This window comes from Chromobacterium sp. FG22, from assembly GCF_057809415.1.
Genome location: NZ_JBMDJX010000022.1, coordinates 44696 through 58847 on the forward strand (window position 1 = coordinate 44696; position 14152 = coordinate 58847).

General features: G+C 67.5%; 11 protein-coding genes. 8 read left to right on the forward strand and 3 right to left on the reverse strand.

Annotation, left to right across the window (positions count from 1 at the left end):
* Positions 1-6 precede the first annotated feature (6 nt).
* The 4 genes from gcvA (at position 7) to ACODSD_RS18795 (ending at position 6097) form a co-directional block, all read left to right on the forward strand.
* Positions 7-1023, forward strand: a complete 1017-nt coding sequence (gene gcvA / locus ACODSD_RS18780) for a transcriptional regulator GcvA (RefSeq protein WP_233246768.1) — start codon at positions 7-9, stop codon at positions 1021-1023.
* Positions 1024-1210: 187 nt separating this feature from the next.
* On the forward strand, positions 1211-2815 hold the full coding sequence (locus ACODSD_RS18785; protein WP_488878025.1) for an FAD-binding oxidoreductase: 1605 nt from the start codon (positions 1211-1213) through the stop codon (positions 2813-2815).
* Positions 2816-2994: 179 nt separating this feature from the next.
* Positions 2995-4950 (forward strand): hypothetical protein, encoded by a 1956-nt coding sequence (locus tag ACODSD_RS18790; protein WP_107801445.1) that lies wholly within the window; start codon positions 2995-2997, stop codon positions 4948-4950.
* Between the two features lie 49 nt (positions 4951-4999).
* Entirely contained in the window at positions 5000-6097 is a 1098-nt protein-coding gene (locus ACODSD_RS18795; RefSeq protein WP_488878026.1) for a ferritin-like domain-containing protein, read from the forward strand.
* Between the two features lie 120 nt (positions 6098-6217).
* On the opposite strand, the gene ACODSD_RS18800 is transcribed toward ACODSD_RS18795, so the two are convergent.
* The gene (locus tag ACODSD_RS18800; RefSeq protein ID WP_488878027.1) at positions 6218-7525 is read right to left on the reverse strand and encodes an ATP-binding protein; all 1308 of its coding nucleotides are present in this window, start codon (positions 7523-7525) and stop codon (positions 6218-6220) included.
* The gene (locus ACODSD_RS18805; protein WP_107801442.1) at positions 7522-8187 is read right to left on the reverse strand and encodes a response regulator; all 666 of its coding nucleotides are present in this window, start codon (positions 8185-8187) and stop codon (positions 7522-7524) included. The genes ACODSD_RS18800 and ACODSD_RS18805 overlap by 4 nt, the downstream gene beginning before the upstream one ends.
* Before the next feature lie 109 nt (positions 8188-8296).
* On the opposite strand from ACODSD_RS18805, the gene dsbD reads away from it, so the two are divergent.
* The 3 genes from dsbD (at position 8297) to dsbG (ending at position 11723) form a co-directional block, all read left to right on the forward strand.
* A complete protein-coding gene (gene dsbD, locus ACODSD_RS18810; RefSeq protein WP_235085210.1) occupies positions 8297-10066 on the forward strand; it encodes a protein-disulfide reductase DsbD in 1770 nt (589 codons plus the stop codon).
* A gap of 83 nt (positions 10067-10149) precedes the next feature.
* A complete protein-coding gene (locus tag ACODSD_RS18815) occupies positions 10150-10971 on the forward strand; it encodes a TlpA family protein disulfide reductase (protein WP_488878028.1) in 822 nt (273 codons plus the stop codon).
* A gap of 2 nt (positions 10972-10973) precedes the next feature.
* Positions 10974-11723 (forward strand): thiol:disulfide interchange protein DsbG, encoded by a 750-nt coding sequence (dsbG, locus tag ACODSD_RS18820; protein ID WP_107801439.1) that lies wholly within the window; start codon positions 10974-10976, stop codon positions 11721-11723.
* A gap of 7 nt (positions 11724-11730) precedes the next feature.
* Here dsbG and ACODSD_RS18825 read toward each other — a convergent pair whose 3' ends face one another.
* Entirely contained in the window at positions 11731-12348 is a 618-nt protein-coding gene (locus tag ACODSD_RS18825) for a VTT domain-containing protein (protein WP_227108502.1), read from the reverse strand.
* A gap of 272 nt (positions 12349-12620) precedes the next feature.
* Here ACODSD_RS18825 and pdxR point away from each other — a divergent pair, with 272 nt between their 5' ends.
* On the forward strand, positions 12621-14078 hold the full coding sequence (pdxR, locus tag ACODSD_RS18830; RefSeq protein ID WP_488878029.1) for a MocR-like pyridoxine biosynthesis transcription factor PdxR: 1458 nt from the start codon (positions 12621-12623) through the stop codon (positions 14076-14078).
* The last annotated feature ends 74 nt before the right edge of the window (positions 14079-14152 follow it).

Sequence of the window (14152 nt, forward strand, 5' to 3'; positions counted from 1 at the left end):
TAAATAATGGACTTGTGTGATATTGTTAATGAGCTAATTTTTTATCGCAAGACAGTTATATTTGACATCGGTTTAGTTTTATTAAACGAATGGATCTGGCGGATTTTATTTGCACGAGGGGAAATCATGTACCAACGCCTGCCACCGCTGCATGCCTTGAGAGTTTTTGAATCCGCCGCGCGACATATGAGTTTTACCCGAGCTGCGGAAGAGCTATTCGTCACCAAGGCGGCCGTCAGCCATCAAATAAAACAGCTGGAGCAATTTCTGAATCAGCCCTTATTCGAACGCCAAAACAATCGTTTAAAATTAACCACGGCGGGCGAGCATTATTTACCCAGAATCAGAGAATCATTCCGCACGCTGCAACAAGCCACGGACGGATTGATGCTGCAGACGGCGCCGGCTTTGAATATCCATGTGCCGCGCCTGTTTGGCAGCAAATGGCTGATTCCCCGGCTGTACCGGTTTTTGAAACGGCACCCCGGCCTGCCGGTGGAAATCCATACCGAGCCGGCGGCCGAATATTCCGCCGCCGATATCGTCATCAGCACGGGACCGCCGTGGCCGGCCCGCTTCAACACCGAGCCCTTCGCCTCCTCCGCCTTCTTTCCGGTCTGCAGCCCCGACTTGGCCCGGCGCCTGCGGCGGCCGCGGGATTTGGCGCAATGCACGCTGCTGCACGAGCGGCAGTTCGCCGGCTGGCGGCAATGGCTGGATCACGTCCAGATCGATCTGGATCTCAAGGCGCAGCCGAGCTTGAGCTTTTCGGATGAATCCATGTTGTTGCAGGCGGCGATAGACGGACAGGGCGTCGCCCTGGGACAGGCGCTGTGCGTGGAATACGATTTGCTGGCCGGACGTCTGGCGCGGCCGCTGCGCGGCGAAGCGCCATTCCGCCAGGCCTATTACCTGAGCGTCGCGCAACGCGACGCCAACCAGCCGGCGGCGCGGGCCTTGCGCGACTGGCTGTTTGAAGAAGCCGCCGAGGGCTTGCCCGCGCCCCAAGCCGACATCGGCTAGCGCCAGCCCGTCATTGTCGACGCGCGACGCGGCCAAGACAGCCGCGACGGCCGTCGAAGCCAGGCGACTCCCCCGCCCCAAGGCCAAGCTCAGCATTTGCCAGCCTCGCCCTCTCACCGCTCGTCTATAAAACAATGTCATTCAAAACGCATAGCCGCCGTCGCGGCCGCACAAGGAGAAGAGCGCCATGGGCCTGAATGCCATCACCCCGGACGACCCCCGTTACGAAACGCTGAAAAAAGGCTTCAATCTGCGCTGGCCGGAGGCCGGCCAGGCCGCCGGCGGCATCGTCGTCTGCAGCGACGAGAACGAAGCCGCCGCCGCCTTGCAATACGCGCTGGACCACCGTCTCAAACCCACCATCCGCAGCGGCGGCCATTGCTACGAGGGCTTCGTCAGCAACAACCCCGGCGGCCTGATCATAGACATCGGCCAGCTCTCCGGCCTGCGCCGCGACGTGACGGCGGATGGCCGCCGTTACGGCTTTCAGCTCTTGGCCGGCAATCAGAACTGGGACGGCTATGTCGGCCTGTACAAGCTCACCGGCAAGACCGTGCCCGGCGGCTCTTGCTACTCGGTGGGCGCCGGCGGCCATATCAGCGGCGGCGGCTACGGCCTGCTGTCGCGGCTGCAAGGCCTGACCGTGGATTGGCTGAGCGCGGTGGACATTCTGCTGGCGGACGGCGGCAAGGCGCGCAAGGTCCACGCTCGCGCCGACAATGAATTCGCCGACCTGCTCAAGCTGTGCAAAGGCGCCGGCGGCGGCAACGTCGGCCTGATCACCAGCTATTACTTCGACGATCTGCCGCCGGCGCCGCAGCAGGTGGGCGTGCAATTCCTGCAATTCGACTGGAACGATTTCAAAGACCTGGGCCGCTTCACCGACTTGTTGCAAACCTACGGCCAATACTGGCGGGAGGCGGACAGCGAACCCGAAGGCTACGGCCTGTTCAGCCTGCTCAAACTCACCCATGTCAGCGCCAAAAAACTGGGGCTGGTGGTGCAGTACACGGACCGGGACGGCAAGCTGAACGACACCGCGCCGTTCAATGATTTTTACCAACGCATCGCGCGAGTGGCCTCGCCGCAATTGCTGAACACCTATCTGCCCGGCGGCGGCCATCTGCCCCACATCCCGCACCGCTCGCCGCCCAGAAACAGCGCGCCCTTGCCGGAACACGCGCAGGCGATGGACTGGCTGTACGCCACCCAGACGCTAAACGGCTCCGGCAACAATCAGCGCGGCAAGTACAAATCCGCCTATATGAAACAGAACTTCAGCCAGGCCGAGTGCAAGGCGATCCACCGGCATCTGAACACCCATCCCCACGATCTGGACTTCTCCCAATCGCTGCTGCAAGTGGACTCCTACGGCGGCGCGATCAACCGCCGCGGCGCCGGCAACAACGGCTTCGATCCGGCCGACAACCAGACCGCTGTGCCGCAGCGCGCCTCGGTGATGAAGCTGCAATACCAGAGCTACTGGACCGACCCGGCCAACGACGCCAAGCATGTGCGCTGGATGCGCGAGTTCTTCGACGCCGTCTACGCCGCCGACGGCTTCAACGGCACGCCCTACCCGGCCTCGGCGGCCTTGCCGGATTCGCCCTACGAAGGCTGCTACATCAACTACCCGGACGTGGACATGCTGAACGGCGCTCAGCCGGGCACGCCCGGCTATAGCTGGGGCGAGCTGTATTACGGCGCGCTGTATCCGGAACTGACGGCGATCAAGCGCAAATACGACCCGGGCAATGTCTTCAATCACGCGATGTCGCTGGGCGAGGAATAAGCGCCCGGCTCCGGCCGGCGCGGGACACGCGCCGGCCTCCTGTCCTTTCCCTCCGGCCCCCCTCCTGGCCTAAAGAACATTGCCCTTATGGCCAGCGCCGCCTATACCCGCGCTATGCCCATGGAATTAAATCGCCTACAAAAGCCGTCAGCGGATTTTCCTGCCGGCAAGGAGCCCATATGAGCTATCTGCAGTTCCCCCGCTTGGCCTTTTCCGGCCAGTTCCAGTCCGACGTCTCCACCGTCAACAACGATCCGCGCCATTACGACAACGCCACTTTCGAACCGCGCTTTCAGGAATATCAGCAGGCGGGGGACAACGGGCGCACCAAAACCTACAACGGCTGGTGGCACCCCACCGGCACCGCCATCATGCGCTTCGCCAACTGCCAGGTGAGCAGCTTGCGCGGCCCCAGCGGCATTCTGATCACCGATCCGGCGCAAGACCCGCTGCTGTCCTGCAGCGTGGGCAACGCCATCGGCAAGCCGTCCGGCAAAATGGTGGATCTGGACCCGGACTGGCAGCTGGCCTCCAGCATCTACGGCCTGGCGGTGTCCTTGCTCAAGCCGGACGGCACGCCGCTGATGACCGCCGACTACCAGAGCAACCCTTTCCGCGATCTGTGGTTCTCCCGCGCCGCCAGCCAGGGCGACAGCGCCGCCTCCGCCGTCTTTCAGTCCGTGCTCACCAATATCCAGTGGCATCTGGACGGCTTCGACAGCCCGCTGCTGGCCCGCCTGATCGAGTTGAGCGAGCAGAACCGGCTATCCATCCGGCTGACCACCTACGGCTACAGCACCACCTACAGCGACCCCGGCTTCGGCTACGGCACCGTGCTCGGCGCCATCGGCCCGGCCTATCTCGGCCAGCCGCGCTCCTTCATCCTGGGCCGCCGCTTCATGCCCACCACGCAACAGGGCAGCGATCTTGCCAGCCAGAACGGCATCGGCTGTTTCTCCTCCTGGCTGGATCAGGATACCGCCAGCCTGCAAGTGGACCTGAGCAACGCGCTGCCGCTGGACAGCCGTTATCAGGTGACGGCGCTGCCGTCGCTGCAATACGCGATCCTGCACAATGAATGGACGGCGCAGGACGCGGAGATAGGGCCGGGCGACTACACCGCCATCGCCGGCGTGGACACCTCGCAGACGCTGCAAGACCAGCAGGCCGGCATCCAGTCCGTGCCGCTGAACGAGGCGCAGCTGCGGCTGGCCAATCAGCCCTTGCCGCTGGCCATCGTCCAGCCGGTGGGCGCGGAGGGACGCGCCGTGGTCTGCGTGCGCGAAGCGCTGCTGGGCAACGAGGTCCGCGCCGAGGACTTCGCCATCCGCCTGGACCCCAACCACCCGGACAAGAACCACCTGCACACCCATCTCTACGCGGCGCGCTACGGCCAGCCGCTGGCCGGCGCGGCGCTGGCCTTCTGGGCCGGCGCGCCCATGCTGGACTACGGCGACACCCCCACCGACAAGACTCAGGGCACCACCCCGCGCGCGCTGTTGCCGGTCAACAACGTGCCCAACGCCGCCGTCCGCTTCAGCCCGGCGGAACCGGTCACCGATCAGGCCGGCCGGGTCGCCGTCACCCTGCACGGGCCGGAAAGCTTCGGCACCCCGCGCGAATACATGGACGGCCAGCTGTTCACCATCAACTACAATCTGGCCGGCTCCGATCCGGCGCTGCAACAGCCCTTCGACAATTTCGCCGTCGTGGTTTTCAGCAGCTTCCCGCAGCCGGGCCAGGACATCGACCTGGACAACCCGCGCTGGGAGGACGTTCAGCCCATCCTGCAGCAATACGCCAACCTCTACCCGGTGATGAGCCAGGGCCTGTTCGACTTTTCCAAGCAAGCGGTGGCCGACGCCAGCGCCTTCATCATGCGCTTCGTGTTCGACAAGCCCATCGAAGACCCGGACCAGATGCCGGTGACGCGCGACCTGTCCGCCAGCAAGCGGCGCATGCTGATCAACTATTTCCAGAACGTGATAGACCGCACCGGCAAAACCTTCGACCGCCAGCTGATGTACGGCAAGCGCTGCCCGCTGCGCCAGAGCGCGGCTCCCAGCGAGGCCGACATCGCCGCCACCCGCGGCTCTCTGAGCACGAGCAAGAGCCGCAAGGGCAACGACGCCTGAGCGCCCAGACCACCCCTCTTTCAAGGAAACCAAGCCAGGAAACCAAGCCATGCTGAAGATACGTCAAGAACTGATGGCCGAACTGCTTCAGGCCGAGCACATCAACGATGTGCGGACCATGCTGGCCGGCGCGGTGCGGCTGGAGCTGTCCACCATTCCCACTTATCTGACCGCGCTGTTCTCCATCAAGCCCGGCCAGAATCAGGAAGCGCGCGCGCTGGTGCAATCCGTGGTGGTGGAGGAAATGCTGCACATGACCCTGGCCGCCAACACCCTGATCGCCATCGGCGGCAACCCGCGCGTCATCGAAGACGGCCGGGCGCTCAGCTACCCGGGGCCGCTGCCGATGTGCGTGGACACCGGCCTGATCGTCACCCTCAAGGCGCTGAGCCGGCAGCAGGCTCAGGAAGTGTTCATGGAGATTGAACGCCCGGACACCCAGGCCGTCCTGCCCGGGGAGACCCAGGCCTCGGTCGACAACCAGCCCGGCTTCGACTCCATCGGCCGCTTTTACCAGGCCATCCTGGAACGGCTGCAATATTTGGAAAACCACGGTCACGACTGCTTCGCCCAGCCGCGGCTGGACGAGCAGGTGGACGTCAGCCAGTGGTTCCCGCAGGAGGTGCCGGGCTGTCCGGACGGCAAGGTCTACGACATGGCCAGCGCCCGCGTGGTGATAGACACCATTGTGCGCCAGGGCGAAGGCGTGCAGGTGGAGGACGACTGGGTCAACCCCAAGGAAGAAGCCGGCGGCGGCTACGCCCATTATTTCAAGTTTGGCGAGATCTACTACGGCAAGCGCCTGGTGCGCGACGACTCCAGCCCCTCCGGCTGGTCCTATACCGGCGAGCCGGTGCCGCTGGACGAAACCGGGGTGTTCAATCTGCTGCCCAACGCCGCGCTGTCAGACTATCCGGCGGGCAGCGGCGCGGCCGTCAGCGGCGCCCAGTTCTACCAGGCCTACCAGAACCTGCTGGCCGCGCTGGACCGCACCTTCAACGGCCAGCCGCGGGAGTTGGACGCCGCCATCGGCATCATGTACGAGCTGAAGCTGGTGGCGCAAAAAGTGATGCGGAACCCGGTCAACAGCAGCGTGCCGGACGTGGTGGCCGCGCCGCCGTTCATGCTCCGGCATTCGTCGTCCTGAGCGCCTGTTCAAGGTCTAGCGCGCCAGGGCGGGAACCGCAAAGACAGCGGGATGCTCAAGGGGCGCATGCGCATTTTTAAAGGGGCGCTCGCCGCGCCGCGTCCGGCGAAGCGCGGCAGGCTATGAAGAGCTTCTGAGCACCGGCAGCGTCAGGGCGGCGCATAGCCCGCCCTCCTCCCCGGCCAGCAGTTCCAGGCGGCCGCCAAAGCGCCCGGCGATCGCGGTGACGATGGACAGGCCCAGGCCGCTGCCGGCGCCGGCATGCCGCCCGCGCCAAAAGCGCTGCGCGGCCTGTTCGCGCTGGTCCGCCGTCAGCCCCGGCCCCTGATCGCGGATTTCAAAGCGCAAGCCCTTCTCGCACAGCGCAGCCTCCAAACGCACCGGAGCGTCCGGCGGCGAATACCGCAAGGCGTTGTCCAGCAGATTGCGCAGCGCGGTGGCCGCCAGCGCCTGGGGCAAGGCCAGCGCGGCCTCCGGCAGCGGAGCGCAGACAATGCGCCGCGGCGGCGCGGGCTCCGCGTCGCGCATCGCCAGCCGCGCCACCTCGTCGGCGCAGGCCGGAGGGCCTTCCTCCCAATCGAAAGCCCCTTCCAGCCGCGCCAGCATCAGCAACTGCCCCAGGGTGTTCTGCAAGCGTTCCGCCCCCTCGGCGGCGTGGGCCAGCGCCTGCGCCGCGTCCGGCCCCTGGGTGATGCGCGCCACTTGCAGATGCGTCTTGATCGCCGTCAGCGGGGTGCGCAGCTCATGGGCGGCGTCGCTGGTCAGACGCCGCTCGCGTTGCAGCGCTTCGCCAACGCGCCGCAAGAGCTGATTCAGGCTGTCCGCCAGCGGCAGCACGTCGCGCGGCAAACCCTGAGTGGCCACCGGCTCCAGCGCTTCCGGCGCGCGGCGCGCCAAGGCGCGGCGCAGCCGCTCCAGCGGCCGCAGCCCCCGGCTCACGCCCAGCCACAAGGCCACCAGGCTGCCGGCCAGGGCCGCGATGAAGGGCACGGCGGCGGCCCAGCGGATATCCGTCAACATCGCCTCGCGTTCGGTCAGCCGGTCCGCCGTGGTCACCCGCAAGCCGTTGGCCACCACCGTATAGCTGCGCCAGCGCTCGCCGCGCAGGGTTTGCTCGGCATAGCCCGGCGCCGGGTCCGCGCGGGTATCCGGCGCGCCCGGCGTGCGCGCCAGCACCTCGCCGCGCACGGAAACAATCTGGCACGCGATGCCGGCGCCTATGCCCTCGAAACGCGGCACGGCGCGCGGCGGCGGCGCCGGCAATTGTTCCATCAGGCCGGCCACCATCTGCGCCGACATCGCCAGCCGCCGGTCCAGCGTCAGCCGCATCTGCCGGTCCAGATCATGCAGCGTCCAGGCCGCCACGCCGCCCCACAGCAGGCACAGCGACACCCCTATCCATAACAGCAGTCGCAGACGCAAGCTCATTCGCCGGCCCTGCCGTAGCGGTAGCCCAGGCCGCGCACCGTCTCCACCACCGCCGGCCCCAGCTTGCGCCGCAAATGGTGGATGTGCACGTTCAGGGCGTTGCTTTCGATTTCCTCGCTGTAATCGTAGAGCCGGTCTTTTAACTGCTCGGCGCTGAGAATCCGCTCCCGCGCCTGCATCAAGGCCGCCAACAGCGCCAGTTCGCGGCGCGCCAGCGCCACCGGCCGGCCGTGCAGCCAGACTTCGCCGCGCATCGGGTCCAGCCGCAGCGGGCCGTCCTCGATCACGTCCACGCAACGCCCGGCGGCGCGGCGGCGCAAGGCGTGCAGCCGCGCCACCAGTTCGTCCAGATCAAAGGGCTTGAGCAGATAATCGTCCGCGCCGGCGCGCAGGCCGGCCACCCGGTCTTCCACCGCGTCGCGCGCGGTCAACACCAGCACCGGCAACGCCGCGCCGCGCGCGCGCAAGCGCGCCAGCAAGCGCATGCCGTCCTCGTCCGGCAGCCCCAGGTCCAGAATCATCAAATCGGCGTCCAGCGTCGCCAGCGCCGCCTCGGCCTGGGCCGCGCTGCCCACCGCGTCCACCGTCAGGCCGTGGGCGCGCAGCCCGGCGACGATGCCCAGCGCGATCAACTCATTGTCTTCCACCAATAACACCCGCATTCCCGCCTCCTTGTCGCCGCCAGCTTGCCGGCAACGGATTATCCCATTGTTAACGGCGGCTTAATCCCCGGCGCCCAGGCTGTGGGCATTCATCGCCATGGAGACCGCAATGCCGCTTATTTTCCGCAGCCTGTTGCTGCTGCTTTTCCTCTGGATGCCCACCGTCCAGGCGCAAACCGGCTTTCTGCCGCCGGAACAAGCCTTCCGCCTCAGCGTCAGCGAGCTGGGCGACGGCCAGGTCCGCCTGCGCTGGGACATCCGCGACGGCTATTATTTGTATCGCAAAAATATCAAGATCGCGGCCGAACCCGCCGGCAGCGTCCCGCCGCCGGCGATGCCGGCCGGCAAGACCATCCATGATGAATTCTTTGGCGAATCCGAGGTGTATTACCAGCGGCTGGAACTGCTGGTGCGGGCCGGCCAGGCGCGCCGCCTCGCGCTGAGCTGGCAGGGCTGCGCCGAAGCCGGGCTGTGCTATCCGCCGCAGCATCGCGTCGTCGAGCTGTCCGGCGGCGGCCAGGCCGTTAAAACCGCCACGGCGGGGCTTGCCGGCACGGCCCCCGCCGCGCCGGCCCTGGGCGAAGACCAGGCGCTGGCGGCGCGGCTGGCGCAATCCGGCGTCGGCTGGGTCTTGCTGGCCTTCTTCGGCCTGGGCCTGCTGATGACCTTCACCCCCTGCGTGCTGCCCATGGTGCCCATTCTCAGCAGCCTGATCGTCGGCAGCGGCGCCACGCCGCGACGCGGCCTGGTCCTGGCGCTGGCCTTTGTGCTGCCGATGGCGCTGACCTACGCGGCGCTGGGCGCGCTGGCCGCCAGCATGGGCGCCAATCTTCAGGCCGCGCTGCAAACGCCGTGGGCGCTGGGCCTGTTCGCCGCGCTGTTCATCCTGCTGGCGCTGGCCATGTTCGGCGTTTACGAGCTGCAATTGCCGGCGGTGCTGCGCGACCGGCTGGCCATGGCCAGCCAGCGCCAGCGCGGCGGCACCCTGGGCGGCGCGGCGGCGATGGGCGTGCTGTCCGCCTTGCTGGTGGGCCCCTGCATGACCGCGCCGCTGGCCGGCGCCCTGCTCTACATCAGCGACAGCGGCGACGTGCTCAAAGGCGGCCTGGCCTTGCTGGCCATGGGCCTGGGCATGGGCGTGCCGCTCTTGCTGGTGGGCGCGCTGGGGGCCAAACTGCTGCCGCGTCCCGGCCTGTGGATGAACCGGGTCAAAGCGGTGTTCGGCTTCCTGCTGCTGGGCATGGCCATCTGGTTCCTCGACCGCGTGCTGCCCCCGGCCGCCAGCCTGGCCTTGTGGGGCGCGTGGCTGTTCGCCGTCGCCGTCGGCCTGCTGACGCTGAGCCGGCCCTGGCGCGCCAGCCCCGGCCAATGGACGCTGCGCGGCGCGGCGGCGCTGCTGGGCCTGTGGGCGGCGGCGATGCTGATCGGCGCGGCCGCCGGGCAAAGCGATCCGCTGCGGCCGCTCGCCTTCGTCTCCTCCGCGGCCGCGCCCGCCACCGACATGGAACAACTCGGCTTCGTCACCGTGCGCGATGTCCGCGCGCTGCAACAGGGCCTGGACGAGGCCGCGCGCCAAGGCCGGTGGGCGCTGGTGGACTACTACGCCGACTGGTGCGTGGCCTGCAAGGAAATCGAGCACAAGGTGTTTGGCGATCCCCTCGTGCGACAAGCGCTGGCCGGCATGACGCTGCTGCGGCCCGACGTGACCGAATCCGGCCCGGATAGCGCCGCGCTGCTGGCCTCGCGCCAGGTGATAGGACCGCCCACGCTGTTGCTGATCGGCCCGGACGGCCAGGAGCGCCGCGCCCAGCGCATCGTCGGCGCGCTGGGCCCGGACGCCTTTCTCGAACGCCTGAGCCAGGCGCGGCGGGCCCGCTGAATCTTTTGGAAAGGACCCAGTCTATTCAAACGTTTAAAAAAATAGCCTCCGCCACCCCGCTCCGCGCGGCACAGGACTGAACCATGCTTGCTTTCAACCTTGGCCCGCTGGCCATTCCGGTCAGCCTGGCCATCATCGCCGCCGCCTGGCTCACCGCCCACGGCGCCGGCCTGCTCGCCGGCCGCGGCCGCCGCGTCAGCGTGGCGGCCCACCTCAACGACATGCTGCTGTGGGGCTTCGTCGCCGCGCGCGTCGGCTTCGTCCTGTACTGGTTTTCGCTGTACTCGCAGCGGCCGCTGGCGGTGCTGGATCTGCGCGACGGCGGCTTCCTGCCCTGGGCCGGCGTCGCCGCCGCGCTCGCCCTGGCCGCGTGGCGCGGCTGGCGTCGGCCGGAGCTGCGCCGTCCGCTGGCCGTCGCCATCCTGAGCGGCGCGCTGGTCTGGGCCGGCGGCGCGGCGCTGCAAGAAGGGCGAACCAAGGCCTCGCTGTCCGCCCGCGTGCTGCCGCAACTGGACGGCGCCCCGGCCTCGCTGCCGGCGCTGGCCGGCGGCAAGCCCATGGTGCTCAATCTCTGGGCCAGCTGGTGCCCGCCCTGCCTGCGGGAAATGCCGCTGCTGCAAGACGCCCAGCGGCAAAGGACCGACGTGCGCTTCGTCTTCGCCAACCAGGGCGAGGACGAAGTCGCGGTGCGCGAGTTCTTCCACAAGCAGCCGCTTCGGCTCCGGCATGTGCTGCTGGACCCGGCCGGCGCCCTGGGCCGGGAGTACGGCTCGGCGGCGCTGCCCACCACGCTGTTTTTCGACGCCCGCGGCCAATTGCAAACCATACATCTGGGCGAACTGTCCGAAGCCACTCTGGCCAGCAAGCTGCAATTGCTGGGCGGCGCGCCCGCTTCCAAGGAATAAACATGAACGCACCGCTGATCCGCGGCCTGGCGCCGCTGGCGCTCTGGCTGAGCCTGAGCGCTCACGCCGCGCCGCCCCAAGCCTGGCCGGCGCCCATTCAGGCGCTGGAAGCCCAGGGCTATGAAGTCCTGAGCAGCTTTCCCGGCCCCTCCGGCCTGACCGGCTACGCCGCGCTCTACCTGGGCCGGCCGCAGGCCGTCTACCTGACCCCGGACGGCCGACAGGCCATCGTCGGCAACGTCACCGACGCCCGCGGCGACAAATGGAAGCCCGAGCTGCTGGACCGACAGTTCGGCGCCGCGCTGTGGCGACAGTTGGAAAGCAGCCACTGGATCGCCGACGGCAAGGACGGGGCCCCGCGCGTGGTCTACACCTTCACCGATCCCAACTGCCCGTATTGCCGGCAGCTCTGGCGGGACGCCCGGCCCTGGGTCCAGGCCGGCAAGGTCCAGATCCGCCACATCCTGGTGGGCCTGCTGGCCGAGGACAGCCCGGCCAAGGCCGCCGCCCTCCTGGCCGCGCCGGACCCGGCCGCCGCGCTGGCGCGCCACGAAGCCGGCGATTCGGTGCGGCCGCTGGCCAAGCCGCCGGCCGCCGTCGGCGCCAAACTGGCGGTCAACCAGCGGCTGATGGAGCGCTTCGGCGTGTTCGCCACCCCGGCCTCCTTCTACCGCGACGCCCAGGGCCGGCTGCAAAAAATCCAGGGCGCGCCCGCGGCGGCCGCGCTGCAACAGCTGCTCGGACCGCGCTGAGCCGGAATCAGCCGTTCCGGCGGCTGCGCCGCCACTGCCACAAGGGCGGCAGCAAGAGCAGCGCGACCATGCCCAGCACCAGCCACAGCATATTGTCCTGCACCCACGGAATCGCTCCCAGCCAGTAACCCATGGACACCAGCCCGCCGCACCAGATCACCGCGCCCAACACGTTGTAGCAGGCGAAGCGGCGCGGACACATGCCGGACAAGCCGGCCAGAAACGGCGCCACCGTGCGCACGATGGGCACGAAACGGCCGATGGTGATGGTGGGCGCGCCGTAGCGGTCGAAAAAAGCCTGGGTCTTGGCCAGATGCTGGGGCTTGACCCAGCCGCGCCGGATCAGCGTCTGCCCCAGGGCGGAACGGCCGATGCTGTAATTCAGCAAATCCCCCAGGATGGCCGCCAGCGTGATCAGCCCCATCGGCCACCACGGCGACACCCCCTGCGCGCCCAGCAAGGCGCCGGTGGCGAACAAGAGCCCGTCGCCGGGCAGGAAGGGCAAGACCACCAGACCGGTTTCGCAAAACACGATGGCTGCTACGATCCACACCCCCAGCGCCCAGTTCTGCGCCAGCAGGGACATCAGATTCTCATCGCCGAACAACCAGCTCAGAAACCCCATGGTCAACACACTGCTCTCCTTGCCTCAATGAATTCGTCGCGTCTAATGCTTGACCGCCGCGCCGGGCGGATGTTTCCCCGGTCTGAGGGCGCGGCCGCGGAATCTTAATTTGACATAGGCATATTGTTTTGTTTTTAATGATGACAGCAAATGTCAGAATTGATTCTGCAACGGCTATCGACTTTCAAACTAAACCGCTTTCAGGAAGCCGCCATGCCTCAGTTGCCGCAAGCCCCCTTCTTATCCCCCTGTCCGCGCGCGGGAGCGCCGACGTGAGCGCCGGCCTTGCCGCCCCGGAGCTATCCAGTCAGGACGACGCGCTGCCGCTGTACCGCCAAGTGTATCAACGCTTCATCCAGGCCATCAGCCAGGGCAGCCTGACGCCGGGACAACGGGTGCCGTCCATACGCGCGCTGGCCGGCGAGCTGCAAGTGTCGCGCAATACCGTGGAGCTGGCTTACGAATTATTGATAGGCGAAGGTTATCTGGAGGCGCGCGGCCAGGCCGGCACCGTGGTGTCGCCGCGGCTGGCGGAAGTGCGCATGCAGCAGCCCCGCCCGGCGGACGCGCCGGCGCCGCGCCCGGCCAGCCTGTCCTTGTTCGATTCCGCCTCCGACTGGCAGCCCCTGCCCTATCAACTGGGCTTGCCGGCGCTGGACCTGTTCCCGCGCAAGCTGTGGGCCAGCCTGAACACCCGCCAGCTGCGGCTGCAAAACCGTTTTCTGTCCTACCCTCAGCCGGCCGGCTACGGGCCGCTGCGCGAGGCCATCGCCGCCTATCTGCACCTGTCGCGCGGGCTGGACTGCTCGCCGCAACAGGTCTTCATCACCGCCGGCTACCGCGGCGCGCTGAATTTGATCGGCCGCACCTTGTTGCGGCCGCTGGACCAGGTGTGGATTGAAGACCCCTGCTTCCCGCCCAGCCGCCACCTGATGGCGGAAATGGGCGCGGAGCTGGTGCCGGTGCCGGTGGACCGGGACGGCATGCAGGTGGCCGTCGCCAAGGAGAGGGCGCCGCACGCCCGTTTCGCGCTGGTGACCCCGGCGCATCAAAGCCCGCTGGGAGTGTCGCTGTCCCTGGTGCGGCGTCTGGAGCTGCTGGCCTGGGCCGAGCACAACAACGCCTTCATCATCGAAGACGATTACGACAGCGAATACCGCTACGACGGCCGGCCACAGCCGGCGCTGGCCAGCCTGGGGGCCAACGACAACGTGCTCTACGTCGGCAGCTTCAGCAAAGTGCTGAGCCCTGCGCTGCGCCTGGCCTATCTGGTGGTGCCCAAGCCCCTGCTGACGCGCTTCAACGCCGCCTGCCATACCTGGCACGACGGCTGCCCGTTGTTGAATCAGGGGGTGGTGGTGGATTTCATGCAGGACGGCCACTTCATCCGCCATCTGCGCAAGATGCGCTCCGCCTACGCGCAGCGCCGCGAGCTGGTGATCGCCAGTCTGCGGCAGGCGTTCGGCGAACGGATGAGTTTCGACGTGCCGGCCTGCGGCCTGCATTTGCTGGCGCGGCTGGATCGCTCGGAGGACGACATCGCCTTGGCGCAACGCGCCAAGCGCGAGCGCTTCGGCATCGCCGCGCTGTCAGCGCGGGCGCTGGAGGCGGATTGCGGCAAGGGGCTGTTGTTCGGCTTCGCCAACGTGGCCACGCCGGAGCAGGCCGCGCAGCAGGCGCGGAATCTGCGCCTATGCCTGGAAGGCCGGTCCTTGCCGTCGGGCGGCTGAGAACCTGTTTACGATCTGCCGCGCGTCGTCGATACAGCGTTGAAAACGGCGGGGCTTGGCGGGCGTCGCCCAAG